Annotated in this window: 15 protein-coding genes; 3 read left to right on the top strand and 12 right to left on the bottom strand. The window is 45.3% G+C overall.

From position 1 onward, the window contains the following. Window positions 1-122 precede the first annotated feature (122 nt). The 5 genes from KHA99_RS08560 to KHA99_RS08540 form a co-directional block, all read right to left on the bottom strand. A complete protein-coding gene (locus KHA99_RS08560; protein ID WP_213117044.1) occupies window positions 123-1,982 on the bottom strand; it encodes an ABC transporter ATP-binding protein in 1,860 nt (619 codons plus the stop codon). Beyond that, window positions 1,972-3,714 carry an ABC transporter ATP-binding protein gene (locus KHA99_RS08555; RefSeq protein ID WP_213117043.1) on the bottom strand — a complete coding sequence of 581 codons (1,743 nt, stop codon included), beginning with the start codon at window positions 3,712-3,714 and terminating at the stop codon, window positions 1,972-1,974. Before KHA99_RS08555 ends, KHA99_RS08560 begins: the two co-directional genes overlap by 11 nt. A gap of 150 nt (window positions 3,715-3,864) precedes the next feature. Next, window positions 3,865-4,209 carry an ASCH domain-containing protein gene (locus KHA99_RS08550; protein ID WP_213117042.1) on the bottom strand — a complete coding sequence of 115 codons (345 nt, stop codon included), beginning with the start codon at window positions 4,207-4,209 and terminating at the stop codon, window positions 3,865-3,867. 96 nt (window positions 4,210-4,305) lie between these two features. Then, window positions 4,306-6,027 (bottom strand): GMC family oxidoreductase, encoded by a 1,722-nt coding sequence (locus KHA99_RS08545; protein ID WP_213117041.1) that lies wholly within the window; start codon window positions 6,025-6,027, stop codon window positions 4,306-4,308. A 59-nt stretch (window positions 6,028-6,086) separates the two neighbouring features. Then, the gene (locus KHA99_RS08540; protein WP_213117040.1) at window positions 6,087-6,830 is read right to left on the bottom strand and encodes a gluconate 2-dehydrogenase subunit 3 family protein; all 744 of its coding nucleotides are present in this window, start codon (window positions 6,828-6,830) and stop codon (window positions 6,087-6,089) included. 266 nt (window positions 6,831-7,096) lie between these two features. Here KHA99_RS08540 and KHA99_RS08535 point away from each other — a divergent pair, with 266 nt between their 5' ends. Then, window positions 7,097-7,783: a hypothetical protein gene (locus tag KHA99_RS08535; RefSeq protein ID WP_213117039.1), complete on the top strand. Its 687-nt coding sequence runs from the start codon at window positions 7,097-7,099 to the stop codon at window positions 7,781-7,783. Between the two features lie 41 nt (window positions 7,784-7,824). Here KHA99_RS08535 and KHA99_RS08530 read toward each other — a convergent pair whose 3' ends face one another. The 4 genes from KHA99_RS08530 to KHA99_RS08515 all read right to left on the bottom strand — a co-directional run bounded on the left by KHA99_RS08530 (window position 7,825) and on the right by KHA99_RS08515 (window position 11,037). Continuing rightward, window positions 7,825-8,622 (bottom strand): ABC transporter permease subunit, encoded by a 798-nt coding sequence (locus KHA99_RS08530; RefSeq protein WP_213117953.1) that lies wholly within the window; start codon window positions 8,620-8,622, stop codon window positions 7,825-7,827. A 16-nt stretch (window positions 8,623-8,638) separates the two neighbouring features. After that, window positions 8,639-9,436, bottom strand: coding sequence for an ABC transporter permease subunit (locus KHA99_RS08525; protein WP_213117038.1), 798 nt, complete (start codon window positions 9,434-9,436; stop codon window positions 8,639-8,641). A gap of 3 nt (window positions 9,437-9,439) precedes the next feature. After that, on the bottom strand, window positions 9,440-10,327 hold the full coding sequence (locus KHA99_RS08520) for an ABC transporter ATP-binding protein (RefSeq protein WP_213117037.1): 888 nt from the start codon (window positions 10,325-10,327) through the stop codon (window positions 9,440-9,442). Between the two features lie 86 nt (window positions 10,328-10,413). Then, entirely contained in the window at window positions 10,414-11,037 is a 624-nt protein-coding gene (locus KHA99_RS08515; protein WP_213117036.1) for a TetR/AcrR family transcriptional regulator, read from the bottom strand. Between the two features lie 198 nt (window positions 11,038-11,235). Here KHA99_RS08515 and KHA99_RS08510 point away from each other — a divergent pair, with 198 nt between their 5' ends. Together KHA99_RS08510 and pepT are read left to right on the top strand one after the other, a co-directional pair. Beyond that, complete coding sequence (locus KHA99_RS08510) at window positions 11,236-12,198, top strand: nuclease-related domain-containing protein (protein ID WP_249366566.1); 963 nt, start codon at window positions 11,236-11,238, stop codon at window positions 12,196-12,198. Window positions 12,199-12,531: 333 nt separating this feature from the next. Further along, the gene (gene pepT / locus KHA99_RS08505; RefSeq protein ID WP_213117035.1) at window positions 12,532-13,764 is read left to right on the top strand and encodes a peptidase T; all 1,233 of its coding nucleotides are present in this window, start codon (window positions 12,532-12,534) and stop codon (window positions 13,762-13,764) included. A gap of 37 nt (window positions 13,765-13,801) precedes the next feature. Here the strand turns inward: pepT and KHA99_RS08500 are convergent, their stop codons facing one another. From KHA99_RS08500 to gltC, 3 genes are all read right to left on the bottom strand, one after another. Then, window positions 13,802-14,746 (bottom strand): phosphotransferase family protein, encoded by a 945-nt coding sequence (locus KHA99_RS08500; protein ID WP_213117034.1) that lies wholly within the window; start codon window positions 14,744-14,746, stop codon window positions 13,802-13,804. Between the two features lie 64 nt (window positions 14,747-14,810). Beyond that, complete coding sequence (locus tag KHA99_RS08495) at window positions 14,811-16,400, bottom strand: glutamate synthase-related protein (RefSeq protein ID WP_249366565.1); 1,590 nt, start codon at window positions 16,398-16,400, stop codon at window positions 14,811-14,813. Between the two features lie 127 nt (window positions 16,401-16,527). After that, on the bottom strand, window positions 16,528-17,433 hold the full coding sequence (gltC, locus tag KHA99_RS08490; protein WP_213117033.1) for a glutamate biosynthesis transcriptional regulator GltC: 906 nt from the start codon (window positions 17,431-17,433) through the stop codon (window positions 16,528-16,530). Between the last annotated feature and the right edge of the window lie 140 nt (window positions 17,434-17,573).

Below are 17,573 nucleotides of genomic sequence, written 5' to 3'. Positions count from 1 at the left end.
TATTCCCCAGTACGTTTCTTTTTAAGAAAAAACTATAAGCCCCTGTCCTGTCATAATTTTAACAGATGTCTTTACACCAGTCAGCAAAAAAAGAGAAAATCTCAGTTTGAAATTTTCTCAAGCTACGCTTCATGGGTTTCCGCATTTTTAAATTGATTTGAAAACAAGGTAAAATATCTCTCTTCTTTCGCCATCAATTCCTCATGGCTGCCTGATTCAACGATTTCCCCATGGTCAATGACCGTGATAGTGTCGGCATCACGAATGGTGTTGAGGCGGTGAGCAATAATAAAACTAGTGCGATTTTCCATTAAAGACAACAAAGCCCGCTGAATGTGCAGTTCCGTTCTTGTATCAATGCTGCTTGTCGCTTCATCCAAAATCAGCAGCGATGGTCGTGCCAAAATAACCCTGGCAATGGCCAGCAGCTGGCGTTCTCCCTGACTGAGGTTACCGCCGTTTTCCGATAGAAGGGTGTCATATTGCTTGGGCAGACGTTTAATAAAGCCCTCTGCACCTGCCATCTTTGCGGCCTCCTGCACTTCCTCCTGCGTCGCGGCCGGATTTCCGTACATGATATTTTCTTTGATTGTTCCCGAAAAAAGATAGGTATCCTGGAGCACAAAGCCAAAGCTGCGCCGCAGGCTGTCCCTTGTGTAGCTGCGAATATCGCGCCCATCGAGGAGGATCCGGCCCCCGGTCACATCATAAAATCTTGTCAAAAGATTTACAATGGTTGTTTTTCCAGCACCAGTCGGACCAATCAGGGCGGTGCTGGTTCCTGCCGCCGCCTCAAAGCTGACGTTTTTTAAAATCGGCACATCAGGGCGGTAGCCAAAGCTGACATTTTCAAATACAACATGGCCATTCGGATTCTTAAGCTGCACTGCGCTAGGGGAATCCGCAGGTTCCTCCTCTTCATCAATGACTTCAAAGACCCGCTCTGCTCCGGCGACACCTGATTGAAGAATGTTAAAAATATTGGCCAGATCATTAAGCGGCCGGACAAATTGCCTTGAATACGTAATGAAGCTGGCGATCGCTCCAACCGTGATGTGCCCTTTGACAGCGAGGATGCCGCCGACAATAGCGACGACCGCAAAGCCAAGGTTATTGATGACATTCATAATCGGCATTAGGAAACCGGACCAAATCTGCGCCTTGAGGCCGACCTCACGGAGCTTGGTATTAACCTTTTCAAATTCCTCGATTACCTTTTCTTCATGATTAAAAGCTTTTACAACCTCGATGCCAGAAATGGTTTCTTCGATATGCCCATTTAATTTCCCCAGCTGAATTTGCTGATTTTTAAACAGGACGCTCGTTCTTTTTGCAATCGTTTTTGTAAGCAAAAATACAAGCGGCACGGTAATCAGGCTGGCCAGCGTGAGGATTGGGCTCAGAATCAGCATCATAATAAGCGAGCCTAGGATGATGATGACTCCGGACATTAACTGTGTCGTCGATTGGGATATCGTGTTGCTGATATTATCAACATCATTTGAGAGCCTGCTCATTAGTTCCCCATGTGTCCGAGAATCAAAGAAAGCAACAGGGAGCTTTTGCAGTTTTTGAAAAAGAGAAGCTCTTAATCCTTTGACTATCCGTTGGGCTACCCCCGCCATCAGCCAGCCCTGCAAAAAGGTAAGGACGGCGTCGCCGGCATAGGCGCTGATCAGGACAATAATCATGACTTCAAGAAAGGCGAAATCCACCTTCCCGTGATTAAGCGTCATGGCATCGATGGCTTTCCCGATGAGAAAAGGGTTAAGCAGCATTAAAGCTGCATCAATCGTGATAAACAAGAAAATGAGGGAAAGCATTCCCTTTTCGCGGCCAAAATAGTCCCAAAGGCGTTTTAAGGTACCTTTAAAGTTTTTTGGCTTAACCACTGGACCGCGGTGGTGGGCACCCCCACCAGGCCTAAGCGGCGGCGGACCGGGAGGGGTGGTTCTTTGCGGCTGATTTGCGTTATTTGCCATTTTGCAGTCCCTCCCTGCCCATTTGTGAGCGATAGATTTCTTGATATACCTGACAATCCTTGATTAGCTCTTGATGGGAGCCAATACCCGCCACTTCCCCCTGATCGAGGACAATGATTTTATCGGCATCGATAATCGAGGAAATCCGTTGGGCAATCAAAACACAGGTCAGGCCGCTGGCGAATTTTTTTAAGGCGGTTTTCATTTTGGCTTCAGTGGAGGCGTCGACCGCGCTGGTGCTGTCATCCAAAATGAGAATTTCCGGCTGCTTTACCAGTGCCCTGGCAATAGAAAGCCGCTGCTTCTGTCCGCCGGAAAAATTGACACCGCCCTGGCCTATTTTTGTGTTATAGCCTTCCGGTGAGGCCTCGATAAATTCCGTGGCACTGGCTATAGCTGCCGCTGTTTCGATTTCCTGCTGTGAGGCATTTTCCTTTCCCCAGCGGATATTCTCAGCAATTGTCCCGGTAAACAAAATATTTTTTTGTGGAACAAAGGCAATTTTCTCCCTTAGATTTTTCGGGTCTATATCTTTAATATTCGTGCCATTTACCTTTATCGAGCCGCTTGATGCGTCATAAAAGCGGGGAATCAGGCTGACGAGCGTCGTTTTCCCGGAACCGGTAGAGCCGATGATGCCGACTGTTTCCCCGGGAAGAAGGGTAAGGGAAATGTCTTTGAGGACCGGCTCGCCGGCAGCCTCATCATAGGAAAAGGAGACATTTTCAAAATCAATTCTTCCTTTTTCACCGGTTGGCGATTTCATTTTATCGTTTTTCCAAGTAATGTTGACTTCCTCAGAGAATACTTCATCAATTCTTCCCGCTGAGGCCTTCGCCCTGACAAACATGGTAAACACCATGGAAATCATCATGAGGGAAAATAAGATCTGCGTCATGTAGTTGATAAAAGCAATAATATGGCCAACCTGTATCTTTCCTGACTCAACCCCAAAGCCACCCATCCAGAGGACAACGACAATCCCGATGTTAACTGTCAGCATAATCGCCGGGCTGAAAACAGCCATCAGTCGGTTGGCGGCAATCGATTGCTTCTGGAAATGCTCGTTAGCTTTTGAGAATTTAGCTGTTTCTACTTCAAAACGGTTAAAAGCTTTGACAACACGGACACCAGATAAATATTCACGAAGCACACCGTTCACCCGGTCCATGGCATTCTGAACTTTGGAAAACAGAGGAAATCCAAGCTTTAAGTTGATGATGATAAACAATGCCACAATCGGCACCACCACCGCGAGGACGACCGCGAGGTGAAGGTTAAGGCGCGTTGCCATAACCAGACCGCCAATCGCCAGTAACGGAGCTTTTACGAAAATCCGCATCGTACCGTTTACAAACACTTGTACCTGGGTTACATCATTTGTAAGCCTTGTGATGAGGGATGCGCGGTCAAAGTTGTTCAGGTTTCTAAATGAAAGTGATTGAATCTTGCTAAACAGGTCAGATCGTAGTTCTGTTCCAAAATTTTGCGAAACGATGCTGGCCATGATGCTTCTGGTGGAAGCGGCCACGGCCCCAATAGCGGTAATCAGGAGCATTAGGCCGCCCATTTTTAGGACATAATGGATATCTCTGTTGGCAACACCCTCGTCAATAATTTTCGCCATCACGGTCGGCTGCAGCAAATCGCAAATTGCCTCAAAGGTGAGGAATAGAACCGCAATACAAAAGGACTTCCAATACTTTTTTATGTACTTTGCAAAATGCTTCATGAGGTCTCCCCCTGCTCCTAAACTGCCAGACAAATGTAATAAACCTATTATAAATTCGGGCTCTTAAAATAGACAAGCAAAGGGGCCTGCCCCCGCATAGCTTTCGCGTATCGCATTAAAGCAGCGGAGGACAGGCCCTTTTCATTGATTTTATTTTACCTGGCTAAATTCATGAACCCAGACGCGCATTTGCGGGAGCCACGGCATTCCCGGGTGAATGGAAAGAATCGATTGTTTGTATTCTTCCACATTGTTGAAGCCCTCGCGGCGGGCATCCTCATCTGTTAGTTCACCAAGGCTTTGTGAGTAGACTTTATCTACCACAAACTGATGGCCCTCCAGGGTCATGATTTCGCCTGGGTCAGCATAGCGGCCATTGCGGCGGGTCGCTGTTTTTTCACCAGCGATCACCTTCTTAACGTCTTCCTCCATTGTGACCATTCGTTCAACGGAACAGGTTTTCGGTGGTAATGTATTGTTTTCATGTTGAGTCATTTTTAATATCCTCCTTTTTCCAATTCAGTTATTTATTTTAACACTATTGCTATTGTAATAAAAACGAACGGAAAAAAGCAAAGAGAAGGCCGTGAATTAGACTACCTGCCCGCCGGTTTGCCGGTATTTGTCGATGCCTTCTGCGCAACGGTAAGCGAGAGCGCCGACGGTTCCAGTCGGGTTGTACCCGGAATTGTGGGCAAAGTTAGCCGCGCCCACCACAAATAAATTGTCCACATCCCACATTTGTAAATAATTATTGACGGCAGATGTAGACGGATCTGCACCCATAATAACACCGCCGGTATTGTGAGTGGACTGGTAGGTGGTAATATCGTAAGGTCCCAGCTCCTTCAGCGAATCAATATGATTTGCGCCCATTTCCTTTAAGATTTGGGCAGACTTCTCGGCCAGGAACACAGCGAGGTTCCGGTCCTGGTCCTCGAAATCAAAGGTAATCCGGATTAAAGGATCGCCGAAAGCATCTTTATAAGTAGGATCTAAATCGAGATAGTGATGCTTAAACGGCATGGATGAGCCTTGACCGCCAACGGAAAGAAAACGGTTGGCATATTTGAGCGACTGTTGTTTGAACTCTTTGCCCCAAGCTGGCGTGCCCTTCGGAACAGGATTATTTTGAATCGGCCTTAACCCTGTTTGGGTGAGTGATATGCTGCCCCCATGGATAAAGCCCAGGTTTGAATGATCAAAGTTATCGCCATTATAATCGTCAAGGACGATTCCGAGTGACCCGGCACCGGCAAAGGTACTGAATTCCTTATCATTGAAAAAGCCAACCGCATTTCCTTTCATAACTTGATAAGCATAGTTTTTCCCAATCACGCCTGTCCCTGTTGCCGGATCATACGGTCTGCCCAAGTCCGACATAAGCAGCAGGCGGACATTATTAAACACATAGCTTGTCAGGACCACAATATCGGCCGGCTGTTCAATTTCTTCGCCTGTTGTTGTATCGACATATAAAACCCCGGTCGCTTTGTTGCCCGTATGTAATATCCTTCTTACATGGGAATGGGTTCTAATCTCGAAATTTCCTGTTTTTTTGGCAACCGGAATAACCGTGACGACCGGATCGGCTTTAGCCCCGTACTCGCAGCCAAATCGCTCGCAGTAGCCGCAGTATTGACAGGCCGCCCTTGAGATGCCATCTGGGTTTTTATACGATTCTGATAAGTTAGCTGACGGCATCATATAAGGATTCAGCTTCAAGTTCTTTGCCGCTGTCTCAAACATTTTTATAGCCGGTGATTTCTTCATCGGCGGGGTTGGGAATTTATCCGACCGCTTTCCGGCACCGGGATGCGGGTTCTCCTCACCCGAAATTCCGCATGTTTTCTCAAATTTGTCGTAGTAAGGCTCCAGCTGGTCATAGGTAATGCCCCAATCCTGAATAGACATTTCCGCTGGGATTTTGTTTTGCCCATATTTTTCAATCGTTTTACTGCGAATCTCAAAATCATAAGGAAGGAACCGGTATGTCTGTCCGTTCCAGTGAACACCAGACCCTCCTAAACCATCCCCGAGCAGAAATGAACCATACTGTCTCATTGGCAGGGCGCGGATTCTTTCGTTACCTCGAAAGGTAATCGTTTCTTTGGAAAGATCCTGGAATAGATCATAGCGCAGTGCATATCTAAGTTCATCATGAACCATGAAATAATCTTCGGTCTTTCTTTCCTTGCCTCGTTCCAATCCGACCACCTTCAGGCCCTTTTTCGTCAGCTCAGATGCAATAATTCCGCCAGTCCAGCCAACTCCCACCAGGACGACGTCAGCTTTTGGTAATTTTCTCGCCATTTTTCCACCTTCTTTTTTAAAAATAAAATCTATTAATATTGGTACTTGAGCCCTTTGGTTTAATGCTTCATATGGCTTTGCAGGCTTTGCGGTTTAATCTTCTGGAAGTCCTTCTCGATAATCTCGGCATAGGCCATTTGGCTGCCAGGGTAGTTTCGCATTTTCCAGCCATCCATATTTTTATTTCCTCCATATAATGGATCACTGTAAACTCCCTCTAAGGTTGCACTTCTCAGCAGCTGGAAAAAGCCGCTAGGGGATAGGGTCGTTAAATTCACCTTATCCTCTTCAAAATCTTTCAAAATTTTGTCCTGCTCATCACCCGAAAGTTCTTCGAAATTTTTCTTACCTACTGTGTTACTGTAATTTTGCAGCTCACGCAGTCCAATATCAAAAATATCCCTTCGTTTTAAGCGCCCCTGATAACCCTGAACTTTTTCACCAGGAAAAAAGGGTGACTGCATATAGTCCCTGGCATTGAAGCCCCAATCACCCGCTAACTGGTGATCAATAAAATAGGCAACGCCCAATGCCTTTGCCCCCGGTCCGTTATCATCTTCAGGAAATATTCGTTCGGTGGCAGCTTCAGTAATCCTAAATTGTTCCGGGGTAAAGTACATCAGCGCCTGATTGAAATCTTGGTCTTGAGGCGCCGGCGGATTGTTCTTGTTATCATCCTTTCCCCTTGGGACCAAACTGCCCAAGATCCCGCCAACAGCAAGTCCCCCTACGGTAAAACCGGTATTGCGAAGAAATCTTCTTCTCGATAATGTTTCTTGTTTTTCTTTGTTTTCTTCAGCCATGGAACACACCTCCAAGGAAATTAGAAAAGCGGAAGCGCCTTGCTCAGCCCCGACAAGCATAAGACGAGCCGGCAGGAAGGTTGCTTTTTAACCTTCATGACGGATTGGCTTATGACTCGAGGGGCTAGGCGCTGCAGCTAGACAATAGACAACATTATTTGAAAAATACGGCAGTCCGCCGCTATTGCTTGATAATGTTCCCAAAATAAAGCATGTATACTCACAAAAAATCAGGGGATTTTATTTGGTAAAAAGGAGGAAATAATATGAAAAAAATTAGAAACATGTGGTATGTGCCGATGATTGCTGTTCTATTAATTCTTGGCGCATGCTCAGCCCAGCAGGAGCTGAAAGGAAATGCAGAGGATCTTCATCAACAATCTTTAAATGAAAAAGGAAATGGCCATGTCCAAGGCCAAAATAATGTTGACGTGATTCCAAGCGTCGACAGATCGAAGAAACACACTACAAGTACAAACAATCAAACAGCGGGCCTTGGAGAAAATGTTTACAGTTTAATTGGAAGCTCAAGCCTGCATGATGGCGGTATCTCATCCCATTTAGAGTCCAGGCTTGCAGGGCAGGGGATTACCGGTATCAAGGTGTTTGTACTTGATGACACGGTGATTTTGGCAAGGGCGGAGCCAGCCACAACCTCCACCACTTATGATGAAATGCAAAATAAAGTATTAAAAAACACTACCGGTTTATCCGGAAAAGGGACCCTTGACGGTGTCGATGTCAATAAACTAAATACTGACGATAACCTTGCCAAGGCCAAGGATTTAATGAACAAAGCCTTTAACGGCCAAGTTCAGGTTCTTTCCATTACAAATCCAAATGCTCTGCCGCTTATCGACGGCATCAAAGCCAATATCAAAGCACCATCACCATCCTATAGCAAGCTTTCAAGCGATATCATCACATTAGTTAAAATGGCAAACGAAAAATAAAAGGTCTGACTCCCGGCTCACTTGCGGGGGTCAGACCTTTTTTATATGTTTAAATCTTTCTTTTTATAATATATTAATGTGACTGTTAAAAGAGTGATAAATAAAACAGCAGAGATTAACACGTAGACAGTATCGAGCCCGCCGCCGTACATGATGTTTTTGGCTTCAAAGTATTTGAACGGCGTCACGAATTTCAGGAACTCGATGCTTCCATTCAAATCAATGACTACTGATAAAACAAATGTAAGCAACAGGATTCCGGACGCCAGTGATGCAGCCTTTTTCGGTTTTCTTTTTAAAGCAGAGATGCTACTGCCAATGGCCATAAATAAAAGTTGCAGGATGAACATCCCCATCATGGTGATGGCAATATCACCATTCACCGACTCTCCATCAGCGTATTTCCCAACGATGACAATTGACGATCCCCAAGTAACGAGGGTAAAAATAAAGATATTCGTAAAGGCCGCCAAAAGTTTGGCGGTAATAATTTTAGCTCTCGAAACGGGTTTTACAAACAGGAACTCGGAGGTTTTATCCCGCTCTTCCTTGGCAATGATGGTCGCTCCGAGCATTGCCGCATGAATAGTTGCCATCAATAATAGATAGATAAACAGCATCCCGTAGTAGCCGCTGACCTTATCCATGTCAAGCGCACCAACACCCATCACCACCTGAAGGGACTTTGGCATATCCTGAAACAGGTCATTCAGCGATTGGCCTGATGATGATAACCCTGCGAATTTTTGCATCCCGGAAACCACCATCAGGAAAACGCCAATACACCAAATGATGAGCGATTTCCGATGGGACTTCAGTTCTCTTAAATAGATATTCATTTGCACGAGCTCCCTCCTACACATCATGGATATCTTTTTTTGTATAAACGAAATAACTCGCCGCAACTGCAAGCAAAATAATCACCGCACCCACAATCATAAATGATGCTTCATAGCTCGAATGTTTTAAAATATAATCATTATTAAAATACTTGAACGGTGAAAAGTAGCGCTTCGCTTCATCATCCGTTGTGGCGCTGATTGCGCCGATAAAATAGAACGCAAACACTGTCCCAAGTGACACGGGCAGCACGGACTTGAGTTTCCGAGCGAGAACAGAAACAATGAAACCAAAGGCAAGAAACATCAGTTGAATGAAAAACATCGTCATCGAAAGCAGAATGAATTGTTTCATACTAAACTCGGCCGTTTTCACCTGGGAGGCAATTACCGTTGCAGCTGCAATATATACAATATTTGTGATGACGAGTGAAGCGAATGCCGCCAGCAGCTTGGCGGTTAACACCTGTTTTCGTGTAACTGGTTTGGTCAATAGAAAATCCGCCGTTTTTTCCCGGACCTCCTTGCTAACAATCGAAGTCCCAAGATTCATGGCCTGAATCGCTCCACACAATATGATAAACGTCAAGGCATAACAATAGAATCCTAGAATCGTAAATAAATTGCCTAGGTTGAGGCCGATGGCTTTCCTTAAAGCTTCCGGATAGCCTTCCAGCAGCTTTTTGAATTCATCGGCATCTTTTGAGAAGGCCGGAAACATGGACATAAACAGCGCAAATACGGCAATTAGCGAAATCGTCCAGATGATCGTCGACTTCCGGTAGGCCTTTAATTCATGAATAAATATATTCATAATTTATTTGGCCTCCTTTTCGTAATAATGAAGGAATATTTCTTCAAGGTCTGGCTCTTCAATCCACAAGTTGGTTATTTCGATTTCTGCGACTTTCCTCAGGACCGCGTTGATATCCCCTCTAAATAAAAAGCTCGTTACATTTCCTTTCCCAGTCAGATTGCTGACTCCATCTATTTGAAAATAATTCTGGTCCAGCGGCACCTTTGTTTCGACTTTAAACTTTTTATAATTGTTTTCTTTTAACGTACTAATCTTTTCAACTGTAACAATCTTACCTTCTTTAATGATAGCCACTCGGTTACAGAGTCTCTGAACCTCACTGAGAATATGCGAGGAAAAGAGGATGGTGGCGCCTTTTTTATTTTCTTCCTCAAGAAGTTCAAAGAATTTCTGCTGCATCAAGGGGTCGAGGCCGCTCGTTGGTTCATCGAGAATGATGAGCTTCGGTTCATGTAGCAGCCCTTGGACAATGCCGACCTTCTTTTTATTTCCCAAGGAAAGGTCATCAATTTTTTTATTCAGGTCAAGGTCCATAATGTCCGCCAATTCCTTGATCCGCTTGCTGCAGTCCTTTTTGTAAAAGCTGGCCGAATACTTCAAGAGGTCCTTTACCTTCATATTGTCGTAATAGAACACTTCCGACGGCAGGTAGCCGATTTCTTTTTTTATTTCCGGAGCAAATTTGATGCAATCTTTTCCAAAAATTGTTGCACTGCCGCTTGTCGGATATATGAGCGACAGGAGTGTGCGGATTGTTGTCGATTTACCGGCTCCATTCGGTCCGATGAAGCCGAAAATCTCGCCTTCTTCCACGTTAAAGTTGATATCGGTGATTCCCCTTGCTTTGCCGTATGTCTTTGTCAGGTTTTTAATTTCAATTACGTTCATGATTGAGGCCTCCCTTTATTTGGCTAATTCGCATAAATTCGACTAAGCCACAGCCGGCGCCTATCGGCTTGTCAGTCGGCAAGTCTTCATTTATAAAAGCATTTAATTAAAACCTCGAAATATTCTTCTGCTTCTCGGCTGACCTTTTTGTAATCAATTTTGTGGTCTGGCTGCATCTTTGCTTTATAAAGTTCCTCATCACTCATTTTTTCGAAAGTCCAGGTGATAATTTTTAAGATTTTTTGTATGTCAACGTCATCCCTGAACTTCGACAAATCAATTCCCTCATAAACTTTTCCAAAATTGATGTCGATTAGTTCCTTTTTCTTTTTTTCCATTTCCACTTTAATTTCTGCCGAGTCCTCCATTAAGCCCTCCTGCATAAAGTTAAAAAGGTCTGGATATTGCGTCAGCAGATCCATTTTAATCATGATCGCCTGTCTCATTCTCGAGAAAAAGTCCGTATCGGCAATGTCAACTTTTTTATAAAATTCATCCGCAATGAGCTCATAGCTATATTCAAACAGAAATAGGTACAGTTGCTTTTTGTTCTGAAAATAATGAAACAAAAGCCCCTTCGAGATTCCCGCTTCCTTTACAATTTCATTGGTCGATGCCTTATCATAGCCTTTCTGGGCAAATTCCTTAATTGCTGCATTAATAATTCGGTCTTGTTTTTCTTGATCTAGGTTGAGGAATTTCGAAAACATTTGGGTGTTCCCACTCCTTTGGTTATTAGACGTTGACCGTATCGGTCAATTACATTTTATTCCTATTGACCATTGTGGTCAATAGTGGTCAATCCTATATTTTTTTACAAAAAAATGAACTTATATTGATGGCGATAGTATGGGGATTTGGGGTGTGGTACGATGCGGATGTGCGACAAAATTTTAATGGAGGTGCTCATGAAAGACAGAGATCGATCATTAACGTTAGAAGGTTTGATAGCTGCCCAAAACAGGCTGCCACCGAAGCATCCAATGCTTCCTATATTATCTGGCAAGCAGGCTTCCGTAGAGGCCGGGATTGCCGGGGAGGAGCGGGTGGCAGAGATTTTTCGAAAAACTTCATTTTCCTTTCCGCACCAAGCTTACCATGATTTACGGCCTTCCTCAGATGAAAAATTTCAAATTGACAGCTTTGGACTGACACCCTGGTTTGGCAATATTCTTGAAGTCAAAAACATCGCCGGGGTCCTCGAATTTAAGGACAATCCACCCCAATTAATCCGAACCCGTGATGATGGACACAAGGACGGATTTGAAAGTCCAGTAGTCCAATTGGAACGAAATTACGAATTATTGAGTGATTGGTTACGGAAGCACAATATCCGCATTCCTATTTACGGTTCGGTTGTCCTGGCCTATCCGAAGCAGATTGTCGCCGTCCCCCCGGCAAAAACGCGGCTTTTATTCCCCAACTTGATTCCCTCATTCATTCGAAACATTCCTCAGCCAGACTTTAAGTTGGATCCAGAAACCTTCCATTGGCTTTCGTCAGAGCTCCTCAAAAGCCACCAACCTTTTATTCCAAAACCGGTCTCAGAGTCTTACAAAATCCCGCGGGGTGATTTTAAAAATGGCGTGCGTTGCGTTGTGTGCAACAGGTTCGGTATGGTGAAGAGTCCAAGGACATGGATTTGCCCTTTTTGCGGTGCAACAGACCATTTGGCTCATCAAAGGACATTATTGGAGTGGTTTTTGGTGGTGAGCAGGACCATTACGAACCGGGAGTGCCGGGAGTTTTTGGGGATTGATATTCATACTGCTACACGAATTTTAAAGAACTTGAACTTGAAAAGTGAAGGTACATTTAAAAATCGTATTTATCTTTTGGATAAGGTTTCCCATGGCCAAAACCATCTCTAATTAAGTTATAGGTAATACCATTCATGAGTATTTGACTCGTTCCAGGAGTATTCGCTGCTTATCCGAGAGTATTTTCCTCGACCGAGAGTAAATTCGCCTTATCCGAGAGTGTTCGCTGCTCATCCGAGAGTATTTCCACCTTATCCGAGAGTATTTTCCTCAACCGAGAGTAAATTCGCCTTATCCGAGAGTATTCGCTGCTCATCCGAGAGTATTTCCACCTTATCCGAGAGTAAATCTAAAACGTGCCCACCGCCCCCTTCAAAAACGTGTATCCGCTCCCGTAAAGTGATATGATAATCATGAAAATATATAAAAAGGGAGTGTGCTAACTTGAAAGAGGAATTGATTCAACGATTTACTTCCTATGTGAAAGTGGATACGCAGTCGGATGAGAGCAGTGAGACTTGTCCATCAACGGATGGGCAGTGGACGCTGCTGCGCATGCTTGTCGATGAGCTCAACCAAATCGGCATGCAAGAGGTGACCATCGACGAGAACGGCTATGTGATGGCGACGCTGCCGTCCAATACCGATAAAGAAGTGCCAACCATCGGCTTCCTGGCCCACGTTGACACAGCGACTGATTTTACCGGCAAAAACGTCAATCCACAAATTCTTGAAAGCTATCAAGGTGGGGAAATCGTCCTTAACGAGGCCCTGAACGTCATTATGTCGCCAAAGGACTTCCCGAACCTCAAAGACTATAAAGGGCACACCCTCATTACAACCGACGGCACCACGCTGCTTGGGGCCGACAACAAAGCCGGCGTAACAGAAATCATGACGGCGATGGCGCACCTAATTCAAAACCAGGAAATTAAGCACGGTAAGGTCCGCGTTGCGTTCACACCTGACGAGGAAATCGGCAGGGGGCCCCATAAGTTCGACGTTGCGGCCTTCAATGCGAAGTATGCCTACACTGTTGACGGCGGTCCGCTTGGCGAGCTTGAATATGAAAGCTTTAATGCCGCCGGAGCGAAAATCACCATAAAAGGTAACAATATTCATCCTGGTTCTGCTAAAGACAAAATGGTCAACTCAATGAAGATCGCGATGGAATTACATAGCCAACTACCGCCACAGGAGGCACCGGAGCATACAGAAGGGTACGAAGGCTTCTACCATCTGCTGTCCTTTAACGGCGATGTCGAGCAGACTAAGCTCAACTACATCATCCGCGACCATGACAGAGAAATTTTTAATAAAAGAAAAGCGACGATGGAAAGCATTGTCCAGCAGCTTAACGAAAAATACGGCAGTGACACCGTCCAGCTTGAGATGAAAGACCAATACTATAACATGCGCGAAAAAATTGAGCCGGTCAAGCAAATCGTCGATATTGCTCAGGAGGCGATGGAGAGCTTGGATATCAAGCCGCTTATTAAGCCAATTCGCGGCGGTACAGACGGTTCTCAGCTATCATTCATGGGTCTGCCGACGCCAAATATCTTTACCGGCGGCGAAAACTTCCACGGCAAATACGAATTCATTTCCGTGCAAAACATGGTGAAAGCAACCGAAACCATCATTGAAGTCATTAAGCTTTTTGAAAAAAAAGCTTAAAAAAAGAAAGCTAACCGCCCTAGGTTAGCTTTTTTATCTATACATCAGCAAGCGCCTCCGCGCACTGCCGCAGGCTAAACACTGTCTCTTCCAATTGCCGTTTCAGCTGCTCCTTCGACCACTTACCGTCATCGGCTTGTAAATCTCTTTGAATCAACAAAATCATCCACATCGAAAACACCGCCGAGAACAAATAGTATTCCCGAACAAAAGCCGGACCGTCCAGCTTCATTCCTACCTGCCCAAGATAAAACCCCAGCACCTGCTTCCGAAACCCCTTAGTTACCTTTTTGGGGAAAATCGGATGTGCCATATCCAACAGATGATATAAATCCCAGAAGGGCGTATTCAAATGGGTGTGCTCCCAGTCCAAGATGATTAATTTCCCCTTCACAACAGCGTAATTCCCCAAATGCAAATCCCCGTGTGATAATACCAGAAGCTTTGAAAATATGAAACTATCAAGCTGTTTAAACACATGAAGAACATGTTTTCCAGTGAGCCCCAATCGCGGAAGCACCCTAAGAAGGTCATCCTTATTCTCGCAGACCTCCTCGGCCACCACTTCAATCCGCGGCTTCAACCCATTCAACGGCACATCCGGAAACGACTCCAACGGGAGGGAGTGCCACCAAGCCATCCACTTAACCACACCAAGGACCGTTTCCTCCGTAAACTCATGCGAAAGCTGGCCAAGGTCCTCAAGAATCATCCAGCTTAAATCAGGGTTATCATGCTTGGAGTAAGCCAAAATTTTTGGAAAAATGGCCGGGAACCGGCAGAGTACATGCTCATGAATCCAGGTCTCTTTACCCATCTGGGCGTTATTCGTCAGCGGTTTAAAAATGTAGCTTTCTTTAGGAGACAAATAAAACCGCTCAACGAACCTGCCGTTCATGCCCTGATAAAGGCGTTCCTTTTTTAATATCAAACTGGCATTTAAACTCCCATTCTCATGGACGATATCGTTTGGCAGCGCCATAGACCCACAACCTTTTTAGTAGGTTTTCACTATGAATATAACGACAATCCCATAATTTGACAAGTTATTTATCCACGACAGCTGGACCTTCCTCTGGAAGGGGAAATAGCTCCGATAATCGCCTAACCTGGTCATCCGCACCCATAAAAACAATATGCTCACGGGTAAATTTTCGGGGAGAATCAAGGCCGCACGCCGCCGCGAGGGCAAACAGCCCCTGACGGATGCTGATAATATAGTTCATGACCCGCCATTTCTTCTCCTCAGGAACGAGTGCCTCCTGCTGCTTAGGGTCGGTCGTGGTGACACCGGCGGGGCATTTGCCTGTATGGCATTGCAGTGCCATAATGCAGCCATTCGCCATCATAAAGCCGCGTGCCGAGTTCACCGCATCGGCACCGATCGCTAGGGCAATTGCTATTTTATCAGCCGCAATCAGCTTTCCGGAAGCAAATATCTTAAACCGGTTGCGAATGCCATATTCATGGGCCTTGTCAACCACAGCAAGCAACGCAGGGTAAAGCGGCAGCCCCATTGTATCGGCCATCGCTTTATACGTTGCCCCAGATCCCCCCTCGCTGCCGTCCACCGTAATAAAATCAGGATAAATCCCAAGCCTATTCATCGCCTCAAAAAACTCATCCAAATGCAACCGATACCCCACGACAATCTTTATGCCAACCGGCTTGCCGCCTTCCTCCTGCAGCCGTTTAATGAATCGCAATGCTTCTTCTGGATTTCGTAAAAACGAGAAACGGTTTGGCGAAATAATTGTCTCGCCCTCTTTCACCTTGCGAATGCTTGCTACCTTTGCCGTCACCTTCGCGCCCTCGAGATGGCCGCCCTGAATTTTCGCCCCCTGGCCAAACTTCAGCTCAAAGGCTTTAATCGACGTCTCCGAGGAAATTTTTCCAAATTCCTCCATTGAAAAATTGCCCTCATGGTCCCGAAAACCAAATAAACCTGGCCCAATCTGCGCCACGACATCGGCCCCGCCCTCCAAGTGTTCCGGGGCAATCCCGCCTTCACCTGTATTTAACCACGAACCGCCCGCCATTTGGCAGCCATACCCCGTTGAAAGAATATAATTCTCTCCAACAGAACCATAGGAAGTAGCCGATGCACCAAAGGGGCCGTAGAGCTTCCATGGCTCCCTCCGCTCCACACCGACCACAATAGCCTCCTCCTCATGAAAAAGCCAGCGTAGAATCTGATCCTCCTCCAGGTGCTCCTTGCGAAAAAATAAACCCTCATGGTCAATTTTGTATTTCATCCCCTCGACCTTTTCTTGATTGTCGACCCTCAATTCTTCCTTTAAAAGCGGGAACAGGCCGTTGGCAATATAGTAGCCGGGCTTCTCAAAGTCCCGTTTCGAACCAAAACTAATTAAATCAGTTCGATATTTCGCTGAAAAAACAACCCCTAAATAATCGGCACGGGAAAACGGTCTAGCACCATTATCATCATCAAACCAATACTGCCTCAACTTCGGACCCAGCATTTCCAGCACATAGCGGATCCAGCCAAAATAGGGATAGGCCCGGATAATCGAGTGCTGCGGCTTTTTCGCCAAATTACGCAGCCATAGGAAGAAGCAAAGCGGCCCGCCCATGAAGACTACCAATAGAACAGTCAAAATTGTCCATAACACCATCAAAAGCCTCCTTATTTATTTGGCATTTGCAGATGTACAGTCCAAAAGCAACAAATGCATACCTAATACATATGTATGATGGTTATGGTAATATCCATGGACAACTTATTAACGTCAATTTTTCAAATCAAATTTGAAATCGGTCCAGCATGCCAAAAAACTCGCTCAAAAACTCATAAAAAAGTTTTTCGGTTGGCAGCAGGCTGCGTTCTGCCGGGATGATGACGCCGACCGTGCGGCTGACGTTAGGCTCTGTAACAGCAATTTTAACCGTTGAGCGGGGGAGACTGTCGATGAGCGTAATTTCTGGAATCAGCGTAATCCCAAGGCCCGCAGAAACCAAGCCTTTAATGGCATCAATATCCTCTCCCTCGAAGGCCACCATGGGCTCAAAGCCAAGTTGCGCGCAGGCATCCACAATGATCTTACGCAAAATAAAGCCCTGAGGAAATACGATAAAGGGTTCATCCCGCAAGTCACTTAACTTCAAAACTCGTTTACTAGCTAGTGGATGGGACTCAGGCAGTAGAGCCACAATGTTTTCGGTAAAAAGCGTTTTCCCGGTAATTTTCTTTTCCTTCTTGGGCACCGGGCCAATCAGCGCCATATTAAACTCTCCCTTTATTACCCCTTCAATTAAATAGGCATAGGATCCCTGATTTAAATGAAACTTCACATTAGGATACCGCTCCCTGAAGGCAGAAATCGTCGTAGGCAAGGTGTAGCCGGCCAGACTGCTGGGAAACCCAATGCGGATTGTCCCTTTCTCAGGGTCGAGGAATTCCTCTACCTCACTTGTGGCATCTTCAATCAGCTTTACCGCCTGCTCCATATGCTTTAAAAACATTTCACCAATCGGCGTCAGTTTGACATTTCGCCCTTCGCGGATAAATAAGCTGACCCCAAGCTCCTCCTCCAGGTTGGAAATCTGCCTGCTGACTGCAGATTGCGCGACGTGGAGCCGATACGCCGCCTCTGTCACATGCTCCCGTTTGGCTACTTCAATAAAATATTTAATCTGCCTTAGCTCCATTTTTTCCGCCCCTTCCAATCAATCTCATTTCTATATTAATTATATCTATTATTAGCATTGATTAGATTAATTTTACATAATAAAATTAATTGACGTGAAAAAATAAAATATTCAGTATTTAGGACATATTAATTATTTTT

Origin of the sequence: Neobacillus rhizophilus (genome assembly GCF_018343535.1) — a bacterium.
GTDB lineage: Bacteria > Bacillota > Bacilli > Bacillales > Cytobacillaceae > Neobacillus > Neobacillus rhizophilus.
This window is presented reverse-complemented; position numbering and strand designations above follow the sequence as displayed.